The organism is Nocardioides alcanivorans, assembly GCF_021555175.1.
Taxonomy (GTDB): Bacteria; Actinomycetota; Actinomycetes; order Propionibacteriales; family Nocardioidaceae; genus Nocardioides; species Nocardioides alcanivorans.
In genome coordinates, this window is record NZ_JAKGRW010000019.1 from 186579 (window position 1) to 203246 (window position 16668).

17 protein-coding genes and 1 pseudogene are annotated in these 16668 nt (G+C 70.1%); 6 read left to right on the forward strand and 12 right to left on the reverse strand.

What is annotated here, in order from left to right; genetic code table 11:
- Positions 1-14: 14 nt before the first annotated feature.
- From L1066_RS11260 to L1066_RS11275, 5 genes and pseudogenes are all read right to left on the reverse strand, one after another.
- Positions 15-1238, reverse strand: coding sequence for a CaiB/BaiF CoA transferase family protein (locus L1066_RS11260; protein ID WP_312007569.1), 1224 nt, complete (start codon positions 1236-1238; stop codon positions 15-17).
- A pseudogene (locus tag L1066_RS27660) lies at positions 1181-1300 on the reverse strand (CoA transferase); the annotation flags it as partial. The gene L1066_RS11260 and the pseudogene L1066_RS27660, both read right to left, overlap by 58 nt.
- Complete coding sequence (locus L1066_RS11265) at positions 1300-2499, reverse strand: CaiB/BaiF CoA transferase family protein (RefSeq protein ID WP_235736410.1); 1200 nt, start codon at positions 2497-2499, stop codon at positions 1300-1302. The pseudogene L1066_RS27660 and the gene L1066_RS11265, both read right to left, overlap by 1 nt.
- Entirely contained in the window at positions 2486-3601 is a 1116-nt protein-coding gene (locus L1066_RS27665; protein WP_235736411.1) for an acyl-CoA dehydrogenase family protein, read from the reverse strand. The genes L1066_RS11265 and L1066_RS27665 overlap by 14 nt, the downstream gene beginning before the upstream one ends.
- A 13-nt stretch (positions 3602-3614) precedes the next feature.
- Positions 3615-4799 (reverse strand): acyl-CoA dehydrogenase family protein, encoded by a 1185-nt coding sequence (locus tag L1066_RS11275; RefSeq protein ID WP_235736412.1) that lies wholly within the window; start codon positions 4797-4799, stop codon positions 3615-3617.
- A 361-nt stretch (positions 4800-5160) separates the two neighbouring features.
- On the opposite strand from L1066_RS11275, the gene L1066_RS11280 reads away from it, so the two are divergent.
- On the forward strand, positions 5161-5775 hold the full coding sequence (locus tag L1066_RS11280; RefSeq protein WP_235736413.1) for an IclR family transcriptional regulator: 615 nt from the start codon (positions 5161-5163) through the stop codon (positions 5773-5775).
- 13 nt (positions 5776-5788) lie between these two features.
- On the opposite strand, the gene L1066_RS11285 is transcribed toward L1066_RS11280, so the two are convergent.
- From L1066_RS11285 to L1066_RS11310, 6 genes are all read right to left on the reverse strand, one after another.
- A complete protein-coding gene (locus L1066_RS11285; RefSeq protein WP_235736414.1) occupies positions 5789-6799 on the reverse strand; it encodes an SDR family NAD(P)-dependent oxidoreductase in 1011 nt (336 codons plus the stop codon).
- Positions 6796-8304, reverse strand: coding sequence for an acyl-CoA carboxylase subunit beta (locus L1066_RS11290; protein WP_235736415.1), 1509 nt, complete (start codon positions 8302-8304; stop codon positions 6796-6798). The genes L1066_RS11285 and L1066_RS11290 overlap by 4 nt, the downstream gene beginning before the upstream one ends.
- On the reverse strand, positions 8301-10001 hold the full coding sequence (gene casG / locus L1066_RS11295) for a steroid-24-oyl-CoA synthetase (protein ID WP_249224685.1): 1701 nt from the start codon (positions 9999-10001) through the stop codon (positions 8301-8303). Before casG ends, L1066_RS11290 begins: the two co-directional genes overlap by 4 nt.
- A complete protein-coding gene (locus L1066_RS11300) occupies positions 9928-10749 on the reverse strand; it encodes an SDR family NAD(P)-dependent oxidoreductase (RefSeq protein ID WP_235736417.1) in 822 nt (273 codons plus the stop codon). Before L1066_RS11300 ends, casG begins: the two co-directional genes overlap by 74 nt.
- Complete coding sequence (locus L1066_RS26650) at positions 10746-11162, reverse strand: PaaI family thioesterase (protein WP_235736418.1); 417 nt, start codon at positions 11160-11162, stop codon at positions 10746-10748. Before L1066_RS26650 ends, L1066_RS11300 begins: the two co-directional genes overlap by 4 nt.
- A 165-nt stretch (positions 11163-11327) precedes the next feature.
- Complete coding sequence (locus L1066_RS11310; RefSeq protein WP_235736419.1) at positions 11328-12458, reverse strand: steroid 3-ketoacyl-CoA thiolase; 1131 nt, start codon at positions 12456-12458, stop codon at positions 11328-11330.
- A gap of 187 nt (positions 12459-12645) precedes the next feature.
- Between L1066_RS11310 and L1066_RS11315 the strand changes: the two genes are divergently transcribed.
- The 5 genes from L1066_RS11315 to L1066_RS11335 are packed head-to-tail and all read left to right on the forward strand — an operon-like array spanning position 12646 to position 16031.
- Entirely contained in the window at positions 12646-13410 is a 765-nt protein-coding gene (locus L1066_RS11315) for an SDR family NAD(P)-dependent oxidoreductase (protein ID WP_235736420.1), read from the forward strand.
- Entirely contained in the window at positions 13407-14537 is a 1131-nt protein-coding gene (locus tag L1066_RS11320; RefSeq protein ID WP_235736421.1) for an AMP-binding protein, read from the forward strand. Before L1066_RS11315 ends, L1066_RS11320 begins: the two co-directional genes overlap by 4 nt.
- Complete coding sequence (locus tag L1066_RS25960) at positions 14435-14860, forward strand: AMP-binding enzyme (RefSeq protein ID WP_235736422.1); 426 nt, start codon at positions 14435-14437, stop codon at positions 14858-14860. The genes L1066_RS11320 and L1066_RS25960 overlap by 103 nt, the downstream gene beginning before the upstream one ends.
- Complete coding sequence (locus L1066_RS11330; RefSeq protein ID WP_235736423.1) at positions 14857-15261, forward strand: VOC family protein; 405 nt, start codon at positions 14857-14859, stop codon at positions 15259-15261. Before L1066_RS25960 ends, L1066_RS11330 begins: the two co-directional genes overlap by 4 nt.
- On the forward strand, positions 15258-16031 hold the full coding sequence (locus L1066_RS11335) for an enoyl-CoA hydratase/isomerase family protein (protein WP_235736424.1): 774 nt from the start codon (positions 15258-15260) through the stop codon (positions 16029-16031). The genes L1066_RS11330 and L1066_RS11335 overlap by 4 nt, the downstream gene beginning before the upstream one ends.
- Here the strand turns inward: L1066_RS11335 and L1066_RS11340 are convergent, their stop codons facing one another.
- Complete coding sequence (locus L1066_RS11340; protein ID WP_235736425.1) at positions 16032-16640, reverse strand: TetR family transcriptional regulator; 609 nt, start codon at positions 16638-16640, stop codon at positions 16032-16034.
- Between the last annotated feature and the right edge of the window lie 28 nt (positions 16641-16668).

The following is a 16668-nucleotide window of genomic DNA, read 5'->3' on the forward strand; positions in this document are numbered from 1 at the left end:
CATCTCTCGAGAAGTCAGGCGAGTTGGCGGTCGGTCACGAGCCCGCGGGCGACGAGGTCGTCGTACTGCTCGCGGGTGCGGCCGAGGAGGGTCAGATAGACGTATTCGTTGTCGGCCCCGAAGCCCGGCACCGGCCGTCCCCAGGCGAGCTCGAAGTCGTCGCTGCGCCACGGGTGGCCGGGATAGCGATGGGTGCCGATCGCCGGGTGCTCGCGTTCCTGGAACCAGTCGCGCGCAGCGAGATGGGGGTCATCGAGCAGACGCGGTTCCGACATGACCTCGGCGGCGGGGACCCGGGCAGTGACGAGCGGGGGCACGATGTCGTCCACCGGCCGGGTCGCGCACCACGCTGCCAGGCGGTCGCGGATCGCCCGGCTGTGGGTACGACGCCCCTCGGCATCCGCACCCGACGCGGCGAGGTCGCCCATCGCCACGACCGCCGTGAGCGCCGCCCAGTCACGGTCGTCACGCACCGTGATCGCCACCCAACGCTCCTCGTCGGCGGTGGCGAAGACATCCTGCAGGGCGTGGGGATCGGTGTTGCCGAGCACCTGCGGGTCGCGGTCGTTGAACTGGCGGTCGAGGAAGAACTCACCGATCTCGACGAGCACGTTCTCGGCCTGGGCGATCTCGACGAGGCCGCCACGGCCGGTGCTCTCGCGGTCCCACAACGCAGCGGTGACGGCGAAGGCGACACCGGCCGGAGCCGCCTCGTCCATGTGGTAGTTCTCGCCGGCCGAGTCGGGCTCCTCGCCCTCGTAGCCGTCCATCGCGGCGATGCCGACCAGCGAGTTGAAGTTGGGTCCGTAGCCGAGGTAGCCGCTCATCGGCCCGGTCCTGCCCAGCGGTGGCATCCGGGCCACCACGAGGCGGGGGTTGATCTCGAGCAGACGCTCGTGACCGATGCCGAGCTTCTCCAGCACCCCGTTGGTGTTGTTCTCCACGAGCACGTCGCTGACCCGGACGAGATCGAGGAACGCCTCGTGCCCCTCGGGGGTGTCGAGGTTCATCGAGACCGCGAGCTTGTTGCGGGCGTGCCAGTTGAAGACCGCGGAGCGGTCATAGGGCCGCTCCCCGGATCCTTGTCGGGGTAGGTGCCCCCGTGGTAGCCGGTGGCGGCGATCGACTCCTTGGTCACCTTCGAGGAGACCTGGCGGCTGAGGCGGTTGTTGCCCTCGACCCGGATCACCTCCGCACCGAGGTCGCCGAGCAGCGCGGTGGCGCCGGGGCCTGACCACACGACGGTGAGGTCGATGACCCGGATGCCGCTCAGGGGAAGGTCGGTCTCGAGTCCAGTCATCACGCTGCTCCTTCCGCACGCAGCTCGGCACGCAGCTCGGCACCGTGCTGGTCCAGCAGTGGGGCGGTGCTGCGCAGCTCGAAGCCCCGCTCCATCCGCCAGGGCGCACCGGCATATTCCAGGCGCCCGGCGACCGGGTGGTCGGCAGGCACGAAGACGTCGCGCCCCCGGAAGTGCTCGTGGTCCATCACCTCGGAGACCGAGAGGAACGCGGTCACCGGGATCCGCGCTGCTTCCGCGGCCTCCATGACCTCGACCTTGGGGCGGGTCGCGAACCACGTGGCGACGTACGCCAGGAAGTCCTCGCGGTCCTGGCCGGCGACGGTCTGCCGGTCGAGGAAGCGCTCGCGGAACGCCGGGTCGTCGGCAGCGATGAGCTCGACGAAGCGGTTCCAGAAGACCTGGTTGGTCACATAGACCATGACGAAGCCGTCGTTGGTGCGGAACGGGCCGGTGAAGGTGGCCCCGTGCCGGTGCGGGCTGCGGGCGCCGCGAGGTGCGGTCATGCCGGAGTAGGCCGCCGAGAGCAGGTAGGAGGCTCGCCGGTCGGCACCGGAGAGCAACACCTCCTGACCGGAGACGTCGATCGTGGCGCCCCGGTCGAACCGACGGGCGCGCAGCACCGCGGCCATCGTGGCCTGTGCGGCGGAGCGACCGACCGTGTAGTGCTCGAGCAGGCCCGGCTTGCGCAAGGGTGCGCGGTCGGCCTGCCCCGTGGCGTTCATCGGCCCACCGGTGGCCTGGAGGACGAGACCGCTGGCCTCCCGGTCGCGGTCGGGCCCGGTCTGGCCGAACGGGCTGATCCGGGTGACCACGAGGGTCGGGTTCTCGGCGCGCAGCACGTCCGGCCCGAGGCCGAGCGACTCCAGGTGGCCGGGACGGAAGGACTCGACGACCGCGTGGGAACGGCGCACGAGAGCAAGGAAGGTCTCGCGGTCAGCAGGTTCGCGCAGGTCGAGGGCGATCGAGCGCTTGTTGGTGTTGAGGTGCAGGAAGAGGGCACTCCGCTCCGGGTCCGGCTGGTCTCCGGGGAACGGTCCCCACGCACGCGTCAGGCTGCCCTCGTGGGGCTTCTCGACCTTGACGACGTCGGCCCCGAAATCGGCGAAGGTCTTCGTGGCGAACTCGCCTGCGACCCACCGGGAGAGATCGAGCACCCGGATGTCGGAGAGCACCTGACGGGGTTCAGACCTGGACAAGGCCGGCCTCCTCAGCGAGCCATGCGGCCGCAGTGTCGGCGGTACCGTCCAGGCTGGAGAGCACCCGCGCCCGCTCCGACCACAGGTGCAGGTCGGTCTCGAGCACGTAGCCCATGCCACCGTGCAGTTGGTGCGCGTCCAAGGTCGCCCGCTTGGCGGCGGTGGTGGCGTGCATCCGCGCCACTGCCGACTCCCGCACCGCGAGTTCCCCTCGACCGCAGGCTGCGACGGCCGCGAGCGCGGAGAGTCGCGCCGCCTGCACGCCGATGTGCATGTCGGCGATCAGGTGCTGCGCAGCCTGGAACGACCCGATCGGCCTTCCGAACTGGTGACGTTCACGCGCATGGTCGACGGCACGCCGCATGGCTTCCTCGGCGACGCCGACGAGTTCGACGCAGCGCATCGAGGAGAGTGTGTGGGAGACCCGTCGGAGGTCGTCGACGGCGAGTGGGCCGGTCGCGTCCTCGGCGTCGATCCGCACGCGGTCGAGGACCACGCGGAACTGGCCCGGGCCCCCCATCACGTCGAGCGGCGCGACCTCGACACCGGTGGCGTCGGGCACCAGCAGCATGCCGTGCACGTGCCCGTCGGCCGCGGCGGTCACGAAGATCCGGTCGGCCAGGTCGACATCGCAGACGTGGTCGATCCTTCCGGAGACCCGCCAGCCGTCGCCGTCACGCTCCGCGGTCAGCCGCGGTCGTACGTCGTGGGCGTCGCCCGGGTCGGCCAGGGCGATCGTGCCGCGCAACTCCCCGGCGCAGATGCCGGGGAGCACCCGCGAGCGCAGGGCGTCGTCACCGAGTCGATCGATCGCGATGCCGAGGGACACCGTGTTGACGACGACCGACGGCGCCAACGACCGCCCTGCCTCGAGCAGGTAGGTGGCGACGTCGTCGAGACGACCGTCCATGCCGCCGTAGGCCTCGGCGAAGGGAAGGCCGAGCACCCCGGCCGCGGTCAGGGACTTCCACAGCTCCGCCGGGAAGCGGTCGGCACCGGGCTCGCGCAACGAGCGCACGAGCGTGGTGGGGCAGGCGGAGTCGAGCAGGTCGTGGAGCATGCCGCGGAGGTCGAGCTCCTCCTGGCTGGGGACGAGTTTCACTGGTCTCCTCGGGTCAGCGGCCGGAACTGGGCAGGGCGTGGCCGCGTTGGGCGATGACGTCGCGCAGCACCTCGTTGGTGCCCGCGCCGAAGCGCAGCAACGGGGCGGCGCGATAGAGCCGTTCGAAGCCCCCGGCCAACGGGGCCTCGGGGTTGCGGTGCGCGAGCAGTCCCTCGGGACCGAGCAGGTCCATCGCGGTGTCGGCGATGCGTTGGCGCAGTTCGCTGGTGAAGATCTTCTCGGTGCTCACCTCGACCGTGGGGATGGTCCCCTCGGCGAGCAGTGAGGATGCCTCGTAGCCCATCAGGGTCGCGGCCTCGACGTCGGCGACCAGACCAGCAAGGCGGCGTACGGCGACCGGGTCGTCAGCGATCACCCGGCCGTCGGCGCGGGGTTGCCGGGCCAGGTCGACGAGATCTTCGACCGAACGCCGTAGGTCGCCGGCATTGGTGAGTGCACCTCGCTCGAGGTCGAGGGCGCCGGTGATGTAGCGCCAGCCCTTGTTCACCTCACCGATCAGGTTGTCGGCAGGGACACGCACGTCATCGAAGAAGGCCTCGTTGGTGCGGTAGCCGGACCAGGCGATGAGCGGTCGGATCGTCACCCCGGGGTGGTCGATCGGCACGATGATCACCGAGATGCCCTTGTGTCGCGGGGCATCCGGGTCGGTGCGGACGCACAGCCACTCGTGGGTGGAGCGCTGGGCGCCGGAGTTCCAGATCTTCGAGCCGTTGATGACCCACTCGTTGGTGGCCTCGTCGAGCACGGCGCGGGTGCGGAGCGAGGCGAGGTCGGTGCCGGCATCGGGCTCGGAGTAGCCGACGGCGCAGATCATCTCGCCGCGTGCGATCGGCGGCAGGAACTCCGCCTTGTTCTGCTCCGTGCCGTGTCGCATGATCATCGGCGCGACCGACGTGACCGTGAGGTCGGGGCCGGGGACGCCCCAGTACTCGAACTCGCTCACGAGCAGGTGCTGGTGCACGGCCCCCAGGCCGAGACCACCGAACTCCACGGGCCAGTTGAGGCCGAACCATCCCTTGTCACCGATGGCCTTGCGGAAGGCCGCCACCTCGCCGCCCTTGAACTCGAGGTCGTGCTCGGCCAGTTCTGCGCGCAACGCGGGTGTGACGTGCGTGCGCAGGAAGTCACGGACCTCTTCGAGCCACTCCTGCTGGCCCTCGTCCAGCTCGAATTCCATGCCGTTTGCCACCGCACCCCTCACTCACTTGAACTATTTCTATCAGTCATATCAGCGCCGGGCTTGCCAAAACCTTGACCGGTCCAGCAGAGTGAGACTCGGATCACCCAAGCAAGTGTTAGGTTGCCAGTACCAACTGACCCGGAAACGGAGGACGACGCGCCATGACCATGACGCCCGTAGACCTGACTGCCGAGGTGCACGACACCCTCGCGAAGACAACTGCTCCGCGTCCGGGAGTGGTCGAGCGCCTGACGCAGATCCTGGACGTCTTCACGACCGGCAGCGAGCGCCTGCTCCTCGACGACATCACGGAGGCGACGGGCCTCCCCGTTCCACCGCCTTCCGACTTCTCAGCCAGATGGTGGAGCTCGATTGGCTCGAGCACGACGTGGCTGGCTACCAGCTCGGCTCGCGCGCCCTCCGGATCGGCATGCGCGGGACCGACCACTCCGACGTACGAGCGGCGGCGGCCGACGAGCTCAACGTGCTGCAGCTGCGCACCGGCGGTGTCGCCCACCTGTCGGTGCTGGAGGGGGCGAGCGTCCACTACCTCGACAAGGTCGGGGGCCAGGCCCTCCACAGCATCCCGTCGGCGGTCGGCTCACGGTTGCGCGCGGACACGACCACCAGCGGCCACGCCCTGCTTGCCTGGCTCGAGCCCGAGAACATCGATGCGATGTTCAGCCGGGTGACCAACCTGACCCGCGAGCTGCCGGCGCTGCACGGCCTCCTCATGCGCGTACGGCAGCAGCACGGTCTGGCCTACTCCCCTGCAGAGTTCTGCCGAATGGGCATCGGCACCGTCGCCGCGCCCGTGATCGGCCCGCAAGGAGCGGTCGCCGCCGTCTCGGTCGCCGTCAAGAACGGGCCTCGCCTCGAGCAGATCGCGCCACTCGTCGCGCACGCCGCCCGTCGTACCTCGCAGACGCTCTTCCCCAACTGGACCCCGCCAGCGGCCCGTCGAGGCCGCTGACGGTCCGAACCACTCAGGCGGTGGCGATGAGCTCCTCGCTGAGTTGCCACAGGGCGGCGGCCTGGGCGGGATCGACGGCCCACGGCTTGACCTCGGGGGAGATCGCACAGTCCGCGAGGTAGAGCCCGCCGCGGTCGTCAAGGTCCGAGCTGGTCGCCGCCCACACGGCGGTGGTGGCGCCCTGGGCCGGGGTCCGGAAGGTCATCCGTCGGGGCTTCTCCTGGCTGGCAGTCCCACCGCCCACGGCCGCGCCGCCGACCACCACGGCGCCCCCGGCATCAGCACCGGCCCTCGCGGTCTCCGCGGCTTCCGCCTTCGCTGCTGCTTCGGCGCTCAACCGCGCCATCTCACGGAAGTCGTCCTTGTCCATGTGGCGAGCGAGTTCGGTGGCGACCGAGCCCGGGTGGACAGCGAAGGAACGCACCCCGTCGGCAGCCCAGCGGCGGTCGGCCTCGACGGTGAAGAGGATGTTGGCAGTCTTGGCAGCGCCGTAGGCCTCGAACTTGTCGTAGTCGCGGCGCTCCCAGTCGACATCGGCCAGATCCACCGCGCCGAGACCGTGACCGGCCGAGGACAGGTTCACGATCCGAGAACCCGGCCCAAACAGCGGTCGCAACGCGGTAGTGAGGGCGAAGTGGCCCAGGTGGTTGGTGCCGAACTGGAGCTCGTGCCCCTGCACCGTACGACGCAGCGGGGTGAACATGACGCCGGCGTTGTTGACCAGCACGTCGATGCGTTCGACCAGCCCGCTGAGCGCCGCGGCGCCATGGGCGACCGACGTGAGGTCGGCGAGATCGAGTTCGACCGTGTGCACCGGAGCGCTCGCCAGCGCCGAGACGTCCTCGAAGGCCGCGGCCAACCGTTCCGGGTCACGGCCGACGAGCACGGTCTCGGCACCCGCGGCGGCAAGTGCCCGTGCGGTCTCCAGACCCATCCCGGTCGTGGCGCCGGTGACGACGGCGACGCGACCGGTGAGGTCGGCGCCCGCGAGCACCTCGGTCAGGGCAGGGTCGAGTTCGGTCACGGCAGTCCTCCGGTGTGTACGACGGGGGCGGCGGGCGTGGTCCGCCGGCCGCGGGAGAGTCGGAGTCCGTCGAGGACGGCGTTGCGCAACTCGCGCGGATCGATCACGTCGTCGTACGTCGCCGAGGAGGCCAGTCGCCACGGACCGGAGGCCTCGTTGTCGACCAAGGCCTTCGTGGTCTCGGCGTCGGCCTTGGCGGTGGCGCCTCCGACGGCAGCCGGGATGCCACCCAGCGTCGCGCCCGGGAAGGCCAGGCAGACGGTCTGGTTGTCATAGGGGTTCTGACCCATGATCGAGCTGCCGAAGCCGAAGGCCTTGCGCACGGTGACATGGATCTTGGGCACCTGTGCCCGGTGCTGGGCAGCGAAGAAACGAGCAGCCGCACGCAGGATCCCGGCGCGCTCCGAGGCGCTTCCGGCCAGCACGCCCGGGTTGTCGGCCAACTGCACCAAAGGCAGGTGGAACGCCGTTGCCCGCTCCACGAACCGCGCACCCTTCTCGGCCGCGGCCACGTCGATCGAGCCGGCGAGCACCGAAGGCTGGTTGGCGACGATGGCCACGGGCTGGCCCTGCATCCGGGCAAGCCCGGTCAGCAGCGAGCGACCGTGGTCGGGCGAGAGCTCGAGAAAGCTGCCCTCGTCGACCAGTTCCTCCACGACCAATCGCATGTCGTAGGGCTGCCGGTCGCCCGGCGGCACCACGTCGAGCACCCGGTCGAGCAGCCGCCGACCGGGCGCCTCCTCGACCTCGGGCGGCCACTGCCAGGCGTTGCTGGGCAGCAGCCCGAGCCATTGCCGCACCACGGCGACGGCCTGGCGTTGGTCATCGACGACCAGGTGCGCGACCCCACTGGCGCCGGCATGCACGTCGACACCGCCGAGCTCCTCCTTGGTCACGACCTCGCCCAGTGCCGCCTTCACCAGCGGCGGACCCGCGGTGAAGAGTGACGCGTCGCCACGCACCATGACGGTCAGGTCGGAGAGCGGAGCCGCGAGCGCGCCGTGACCCGCTGAGGGGCCGGTGACCACCGCAACCGTCGGCACCAGTCCGGAGAGTTCCACCAACGCCTGCAGATCGTTGGGCGCGGGCCGGTGGGCAACGAGCGCGTTCGTGGCGCGGTGTCCGGCGCCCTCGAGGAAGAGCACCAGCGGACACAGCTCTCGCCTCGCCAACTCGGCCAACCGGGTGCGCTTGCTGGCCGCGGCGACGCCGATCGACCCGCCGGCCACGGTGAAGTCCTCCGCTCCCACCAGCACCGGACGCCCGTCGATCGTGCCCGACCCCGCGACGAACGCATCAGCAGGGGCGTCGGCACTCCCGGCCAGCAGCCCGAGCTCGGTGAAGGAACCTTCGTCCAGCAGCGCCGCGATGCGCGCCCGTGCGTCGAGGCGACCGGAGCGACGTACCTTCTCGAGCTTCTCCGGGCCGCCCATCGCAGCTGCCGCGGCCCGACGTCGTTCGAGGTCGCGCAGCAGCGGCTCCCAGGCCTCGCGATGACCGGTCACGGCAGCACGACCTGGCGTCTCATGACCTTGCCGGTGGCGTTGCGCGGCAACTCCTCGGCAGTGACTCGCCACCGGGTGGGCACCTTGTAGCGGGCGAGCCGCTCGTTGAGGAAGTCGCGGAGGTCGGTCGCCGTCGTCGGGTCTCCTTCAGCGACGACCACGACAGCGCTGACCGCCTGCCCGAAGTCGGCGTCGGGCACACCGAGCACGATGCACTCCCGCACGGCCGGGTGGTTGCCGAGCTGCGCCTCCACCTCCGCGGGATAGACGTTCTCGCCGCCGCGGATGATGAGGTCGGAACGTCGTGACGCGATGCGCAGGTGCCCGTCCCTCATCGAGCCGAGGTCGCCGGTGCAGAACCAGCCATCCTTGGTCATCGACTCCATGGTGGCGGTGGGGTTGCGCCAGTAGCCGAGCATCATGTGCACGCCCCGCAGGTGGATCTCGCCCTCGACCCCGTCCGGCACCCGATTGCCCTCGGGGTCCCGGATCTGCACCTCCTGGGTCGGCACCGGGCGCCCCACCGTCTCCGGGTCGGCGGCCAGCTCGGCCGGCGACGCGAGAGTGGCACCGGTCGAGGACTCGGTGAGTCCGTAGGTCGTGCCGAACGCCTTGCCCGCCACCGGGAACTTCTCGCGCATCCGCGCCTTCAACGTCGGCGAGGACGGTGCGCTGCCCACGGTGATCGTGCGCAGGGACGACAGGTCGTAGCGCGAGACGTCTGCCTCGACGAGGCGTGACAGCATCGTCGGCACGGCACCCCAGTTCGTGACCCGTTCCTTCTCGATCAGCGCCAGCACCGCATCGATGTCGAACTTGCCCTCGTGGATCACCGCGGTGTCACCGATGGCCATCCGCACCGCAGCCAGGTTGTGCAGCGCGGCAATGTGGAAGAGCGGTGCGACCAGCAGGTAGCGCCGGTCCTTCAGCGGCATGCCCATCTCCGCGGCGACCGCGTCGTTGAGCAGGTGGAACCAGACCGCGGCCACCATGTTGCGGTGCGAGTGCGTCGCGCCTTTCGGACGCCCGGTCGTGCCGGAGGTGAAGAGGATGACCGCCGGGTCGTCCTCGGCCACGTCGACCTCGGGCAGCGGCGCACCCCGGTGGGCCTCGATCAGCCGCGGCACGTCGGCCTCGACCGAGAGCACTGGTACGTCGGCCCCCGCCAGGAGCTCTCGGCGTCGGGCGTCGGCGACGATCACCGTCGGCTCCGTGAGCTCCATCGCGTGCGCCAGCTCCGGCGCGGCGCCCATGGCGTTCACGCCCACCGTGATCGCACCGAGCGAGAGGGTCGCCCAGAACGTCATCACCCACTCCGGGGTGTTGGCGGCGCAGATGGCGACGCGATCACCCTTCGTGACGCCGTACTCGTCGCGCAGCGCGGTGGCCAGCGCCGCGACCCGGGTGTGGTGCTCGGTGAACGAGAGCCGGAGTCGTGGGCTGACGAGGTATTCCCGGTCGCCGAACTCCGGCGAGCGGCGCAGGAACTCGATCAGCGATCGCTCGCGGTGCACGAACACCTCGAGGTCGTGGCCGAGCACGTCCTCCAACCCGATCTCGAAGGGGCTCCCAGCGCCGTGAGGCGGGCGATGGCTTCGTCGCGTGTGGTCATCAGTGGCTCCGTCAGTGGATGGACAGCTGGCCGCCGTCGATGTTCCAGGCCTGCCCGGTGACCCAGGCAGCCTGATCGCTGGCAAGGAAGACCGCCGCGTGGGCGACCTCCACGGGCTTGCCGACCCGCTGCAGCGGTAGCGCTGCCTGCACGTACTCCTGCTGCGAGGCATCGTCCCAGTCGTCGAGGCGGCTGGTGCCGGTGACGCCCGGGCACAAGGCGTTGACGCGGACCCCGGACGGACCGAGTTCCTTCGAGGTCGATGCCGTCAGTGATTGCAGGGCTGCCTTCGAAGCGGCATAGGCAGCGGTGTTGGCGCCACCGAGCTTGCCACCGATGGAGGAGATGTTGATGATGCTGCCACTGCCGGCCTCCGCCATCACCTTGCCGAAGGCGCGAGTCATCAGGAAGGGCCCGCGCAGGTTGATCTTGATGACGTTGTCCCAGACGTCGACATCCAGGTCGAGCACCGGCACCCGGTCGGCGCCCCGGGAGGCCGCCGCGTTGTTGACCAGCACGTCGACGCGTCCGAACTCGTCAAGGACCCGGTCCCTCAGCGCCTCGACGGAGGCCAGGTCGGAGACGTCCGAGACCAAGGGCAGCGCACGACGCCCGAGCGCCCGGATCTCCTCGGCGACCTGTTCGATGTCGCGCCAGCCCGCCTCCTGCTCGTCGGGCGGGTACGTCGCGAGGGCGCGGCCGGTGCCGGTCAGCACCACGTCGCAACCCGCACGAGCGAGCTCGACGGCGATCGAGCGGCCCAGGGAACGCATTCGGCCGGCGCCGGTGACGACGGCGACCCGGCCGCCGAGTCCGGTGAGTTCATAGGTCATTTCTGCACCTCCACGAAGAGTCCCTTTGCCTCGACGGTGACCTCACCGTTGTGGCTGATGGTGCCGCGGGTGACGTGCCGGCGGCCGTTGGAGCTGGTGATCTCGCCGACGAGCTCGAGTGGCTTGTCGAGCGGCGTCGGACGCAGATAGCGGATGTCGAGCGTGCCGGTGCGGCAGCGATAGCCGTTGGCCTGCATCATCGTTCCGAGCAACCCGTCCATGAGATGGGCGGCCAGGCCGCCGTGGAGGCAGTCCGGAGGGCCTTCGTGGAGTGCATTGGCCGTCAGGCTGGCACGCACGGAACTGCCCTCGAAGATCATGTCGAGCGGGATGGCCAGCGGGTTGTTGGCGAACGAGTGCCACACCTCGCCGTCGGCACGAGCCTGCCCGGGGGCGTCGAAGCCGGCCCGCACGACGTGGGGGCGACGGGTAGCACCGAGCTTCTGCGCCAGCGCGTCGACCTCCCCTGCAGTGAGGCGAGGTCCTCCGCCGGCAACTCGGTGGTGCCGACCGCGAGCATGAGCTCGCGAGTCGATCTCACCAGTTCACGCAGCGCAGTGAGCTGTTGGCCCTCCACCTCAGATCCTCTCGATGATCGCGCCGGTCGCTTGGGCGCCACCGGTGCAGATCGCGACCATGCCGAACTGGGCATCGCGGCGCTCGAGCTCGTCGATCACGTTGGCAATGAGCCGGATCCCGGTGGACCCGACCGGGTGACCAATGGCAATGGCGCCGCCGTTGACGTTGAGGCGCTCGGGGTCGACGCCGTGGACCTCGGCGAACGACATCGGCACCGCCGCGAAGGCTTCGTTGACCTCGACGACCTCCATGTCGGACATGCTCATGCCGGTGCGAGCGAGCAGCCGCTCGGCGGCACGGACCGGCCCGTCGAGCAGGTAGCGGGGTTCGCCGCCGACCAGCGTCTGGGCGACCAGGCGCGCGCGGGGCCGGTAGCCCTCGGCGCGGGCGACGTCCTCGTCCATGAGCACGGCGGCCGTGGCGCCGTCGGAGATCTGGGAGGCGGTACCCGCGGTGTGCAGGCCACCCTCGCGGATCGGCTTCAGCCCGGCCAGCGCCTCGAGGCTGGTTTCGCGCAGCCCTTCGTCACGGTTGAAGACCGTGCCGTCGGGCAGCGTGACCGGGAGGATCTGCTTGTCGAGGCGACCGGTATCCCAAGCAGCGCGGGCCCGCTGCTGGGACCGCAGGCCGAAGGCATCGAGGTCCTCACGGGTGAAGCCACGCCGCTCTGCGATGCGGTCCGAGCCGACGAACTGCGCAGGCAGGTCGACGGTCCAGCTCGGCGGACGGGGCACACCGACCTCGCCGAGGTTGGAGAGCAACGGCACGCGCGACATTGCCTCGACGCCGCAGGCCAGGCCCTTGGTGACCTCCCCGGCCGCGATCTGCGCGGCAAGCAGGTGGACGGCCTGCTGAGCCGAGCCGCACTGCACGTCGATGGTGGTCACGGCGGTCTCCTCGGGGAAACCCGCGTGCAGCCAGGACCACCGGGCAATGTTGCCGGACTGCTCACCGGCCTGGGTGACGCAACCCGCGATCACGTCACTGATGTCCCCGGGAGCCACACCGACCCGCTCGAGCATCGCCTGCTGCGCGCCGGCCAACAACTCGACCGCGTGGATCCCGCTGAGCGCGCCACCACGCTTTCCGTAGGCAGTACGGGCTGCATCGACGATCACCGGCTTCGGCATCGGGGGTTCCTCCTGGGTTGGCTTGCGTGTGCATCGGCACGGTAGGTCTGACAGGACGGGCGACAGCGGCACGCTCCCGGTCAACGAACCTCGGACGTCGACGGGTTCCGTCTGACGAGACCTGGCGAACGGTGTGCGACACGAATGCGCAGCATCGGCACGGCCACGACGAGCAAGGAGCGCAACCATGACGGAACAGGTCTTCTCCCCCAGTGTTCTGACCGGGCGAACCGCGCTGGTCACGGGCGCCGGACAGGGTGTCGGCCGGGGCATCGCGGAGCGACTCGCGGAGGCCGGCGCGAGGGTGCTGGTCAACGATCTCGACGCGGAGCGCGCCGGACGCGTCGCCGACTCGTTGGTCGCGCGGGACCTGCTGGCCGAGCCACTCCCCTTCGACGTCACCGACCATGCACTGGTCACCTCGACACTGGCCGGGCGCGAGATCGACGTGTTCGTCAACAATGCTGGGGTCCCACCCGGCGGCGGCCGCCCCAACCGCTTCGCCGAGATGCCTGCCGAGGACTGGCAGCTGCAGCTCTCGCTCAACCTCGAAGCGCTGATGCACCTCACCCAGACCGTTCTCCCCGGTCAGGTCGAGCGCGGTCGGGGTCGGATCATCCAGATCTCGTCCGGCGCCTCCGCGCGTGGTCTCGCGATCGGGGTGGCGGCGTACGGCGCGGCGAAGGCGGGCGGCGAGAGCCTGATCCGTCACCTGGCGGTGGAGTACGGCCCGTTGGGCATCACTGCCAACTCCCTGGCGCTGGGCCTGATGGAAGGCGTGGCGCGGGGCAACGAGGAACGCATCGCGAAGATGGCGCGGGCGATCCCGACGGGCAGGCTCGGCAATCCACGTGAAGTGGGCACCGCAGTGGTCTGGCTCGCCTCCGACGACGGCGGCCTGATCAACGGCCAGGTGATCCACCTCAACGGCGGCACCATCTTCGGCCGATGACCACGCTGCCTCTCGGCCTCATCCCGCAGCTGCACGCGCAGGCCGCACCGGACCGCCCCGCGGTCCGGTGCGGGCCGGACTCCATGACCCGGAGGGAGTTCGCCGACGCAGTGGGGCTGGCTGCCGCCCACCTCGTGGACGTCGGCGCCCACGCAGGGAGCACCGTCGCGATCGCGTTGCCCAACGGGCCCGACTTCCTCATTGCCGCCTTCGCGGCGTGGCGCATCGACGCGACACCGCTGCCGCTCTCCTCGGTACTCCCTGCTGCGGAACGCGACGCTCTGCTCGACCTGGCAGCCCCTGCGGTGGTGATCAGCGACACCGAGACCGGGTGGCCGACGGTTCCCCCGTCGGCCCTGCGCTCCGACCGCGCTGGCCTCCCTGCGTTGCCCACTCCCGCAGGAGACCGACCGTGGAAGCTGATCGGCTCCGGCGGCAGCACCGGTCGTCCGAAGCTGATCCTGGCCGGCACCCCCGCATCTGCCGATCCGGCGGCAGAGCGCTACACGATCAGGGGTGACGACGTCGTGCTGGTGCCCGGCCCGCTCTACCACCAGGGCCCCTTCATCTTCAGCACCGCCGGGCTGATCACCGGAGCCTCCGTGGTCCTGATGCCGCGGTTCGACCCGCAGGAGGCCCTCGACCTGGTCGCCGGCCACTCGATCTCCTGGACATTCATGGTGCCGACCATGACGCACCGGATCTGGCGACAAGGCGAGGAGGCCCGAAGCCGCGCGGATCTCTCCAGTCTCCGCCTGCTGTTCAGCACCGGCGCACCATGGCCCAGCTGGCTCAAGTCGGAGTGGATGAGCTGGCTCGGTCCGGAACGGGTCCTGGAGTGGTACGGCGGTACCGAGGAGCAGGGGGCCTGCGCATCACCGGGCAGGAAGCAGTCGACCATCCCGGAGCCATCGGCCGCGCCGACGACGACGTCAGGGTCCTGTCCGCAGCGGGCGGGACTGCTGCGCCGCTCGAGATCGGCGAACTGGTCTTCCGGAGCCGAACCGCCGGTGGTCACACCTACGTGGGTCAGGAGAACAGCGACTCGCCGTGGCGCGGCTACGGCGATCTCGCCTACATCGACGAAGCCGGCTACGTGCACCTCGTCGACCGTCGCACCGATCTGATCGTCTCGGGTGGCGTCAACGTGTATCCGGCCGAGGTCGAAGCCGCTCTGGAGGCCCACCCGCACGTGCAGAGCGCGGTCGTGGTCGGCCTTCCCGACGACGACCTCGGCCAGTACGTGCACGCCGTCGTCGAGTTGGATGACCACTGGCAGCACCACGAGCCCGACTCGTCACTGCGCACACACCTGCGCGCACTGCTCAGCGGCCCCAAGATCCCCCGCAGGTTCGAGTACTCGAGTGCGCCCCTGCGCGATGACGCAGGCAAGGTGCGTCGCTCAGCGGTCCGCCAAGCCCGACTCACCTCTCATGAGGAGCACCGATGAAGCTCGCCAGCCCCGGCCTGGACGTGGGAATCGTGGTCACCGACGTCGAGCGGTCCTTGGAGTTCTACCGGGACCTGCTGTGCCTACCGGTCCGCGGCGACATGCAGGTGCCAGCAGTCGGACGCCTGGTGCTGCTGGACCTCGGTGTCAGCACCCTCAAGCTGGTGCAACGCGACTGCACCGTGGAGCACCTGCCGGTCCCCGGCGGCGTCCGAGCCCGGGCGGCGGGGATGCGCTACGTCACCTTCTCGGTCGCCGACATCGCGGACGTCGTCGAGCGCTGTCGCAGCGCAGGACACCGCGTCGGGATGGAACCCACCCGGATGGCACCGGCCCTGCTGGTCGCCGCCGTGGAGGACCCCGACCGCACCTGGATCGAGTTCACGGAGGCGACCTCATGAGCGTCCTGGCACACGTGGACGGAGCCATCGGGCTGATCACGCTCGACCGTCCGGAGAAGCGCAACGCACTCAACACCGCGATGATCGACGGCCTGGCTCGTGCGCTGTTGGGCCACGAGGCGAATCCCGCCGTACGGGCAGTGGTGCTGACGGCGACCGGCGACCGCGCCTTCTGCGCGGGCATGGACCTGAATCGTGTCGCCGACGCACCCACCGACGCATCCGCAGCCACGACACGCCGACCCGAGGCCGAGGTCTACCGGCGGCTCCTCGTCGAGGGCAGCAGCAAGCCGTTGGTCGCGGCGGTCAACGGCACGGCCGTGGCCGGAGGCTTCGAGCTGATGCTGGCCTGCGACCTGGTCGTCGCCGCCGACCGGGCACTGTTCGGCCTTCCCGAGGTCTCGCGAGGGCTGGTCGCCGGCGCTGGTGGGACCTTCCTGCCGCTCCGGGTCCCGCGCGCGCTCGCCTTCGAGATCGCGCTCACCGGTCAACTGTTCGACGCCACTCGGGCACGGGCCATGGGTCTGGTCAACGAAGTCGTCCCGGCCGATGACGTGCTGCCGCACGCATTGGGACTGGCCCGCACCGTCGCTGCCAACAGTCCCAACGCCGTACGCCTGACTCGTCGCCTGCTCCGTGAGTCCACCGAACTCCGGCCGACCGAGGCATGGAGCCAGGTCGACGCAGCCGTCGCCGAGGCCATGACGAGCGACGACGCCCGGGAGGGGGCGAGCGCGTTCCTGGAACGCCGCGCCCCCTGCTGGAGCTGATCAGGCGCCGCCGAGGGTCAGTCGGACGACGTCCTCGATGTTGGCCTCCGCGGCCGCGAAGGTGATCCGACCAGTCGTCCACAGCGCCAGCGCCGTGAAGAGCGTGCCGCCGATGGCGAGCGACGCGACCCGGGCCGTCTCCGGTGCGACCTCCGGGATCGTCTGGAACAAGGTGGTGCGGTTGCTTGCGGCCCGTCTCTCGAGCGTGTCGATCACGTAGGCGTCCCGAGACGCGTGCAACTCGATCTCGAGTCGCGCATGGTGCGGCCGGTGACGGTAGGCCCTGAGATTGGCGAGGCACAGGACCAGCGCACGCTCCACAGCAGGACCCGCCGCAGGATCGACACCGTGGATCTGGCGAAAGCGGCCGACGAGCTGCAGGTTCCAGGAGACCATCGCGGTCGCCAGGAGCTGTTCCTTCGTCGGGAAGTAGCGGTAGACCGTGGCCAGGGCCACCCCCGAGCGTGCCGAGACCTCGCGCATCTGGATGTCGGCCGAGGCTGACTCGTCGAGCAGGGCCAGCACGGCCTCGGTGACAGCAGAGTGTCGACTGCGCTGCGTTGAGGAGAGCGCCTCGATCTCCAACGGTCGTTCGGCAAGCGATCGCATGGGCCATTCCTCTCTAAGAACCGAGAAC

Excerpts from the sequence above, each read along its gene's own strand:
- L1066_RS11275 (WP_235736412.1), bottom strand. The coding sequence starts at position 4,799 with ATGGAATTCGAGCTGGACGAGGGCCAGCAGGAGTGGCTCGAAGAGGTC.
- L1066_RS11280 (WP_235736413.1), top strand. The coding sequence starts at position 5,161 with ATGGTGGAGCTCGATTGGCTCGAGCACGACGTGGCTGGCTACCAGCTC.
- L1066_RS11300 (WP_235736417.1), bottom strand. The coding sequence starts at position 10,749 with ATGACCTATGAACTCACCGGACTCGGCGGCCGGGTCGCCGTCGTCACC.
- L1066_RS11310 (WP_235736419.1), bottom strand. The coding sequence starts at position 12,458 with ATGCCGAAGCCGGTGATCGTCGATGCAGCCCGTACTGCCTACGGAAAG.
- L1066_RS11315 (WP_235736420.1), top strand. The coding sequence starts at position 12,646 with ATGACGGAACAGGTCTTCTCCCCCAGTGTTCTGACCGGGCGAACCGCG.
- L1066_RS11320 (WP_235736421.1), top strand. The coding sequence starts at position 13,407 with ATGACCACGCTGCCTCTCGGCCTCATCCCGCAGCTGCACGCGCAGGCC.
- L1066_RS11330 (WP_235736423.1), top strand. The coding sequence starts at position 14,857 with ATGAAGCTCGCCAGCCCCGGCCTGGACGTGGGAATCGTGGTCACCGAC.
- L1066_RS11335 (WP_235736424.1), top strand. The coding sequence starts at position 15,258 with ATGAGCGTCCTGGCACACGTGGACGGAGCCATCGGGCTGATCACGCTC.
- L1066_RS11340 (WP_235736425.1), bottom strand. The coding sequence starts at position 16,640 with ATGCGATCGCTTGCCGAACGACCGTTGGAGATCGAGGCGCTCTCCTCA.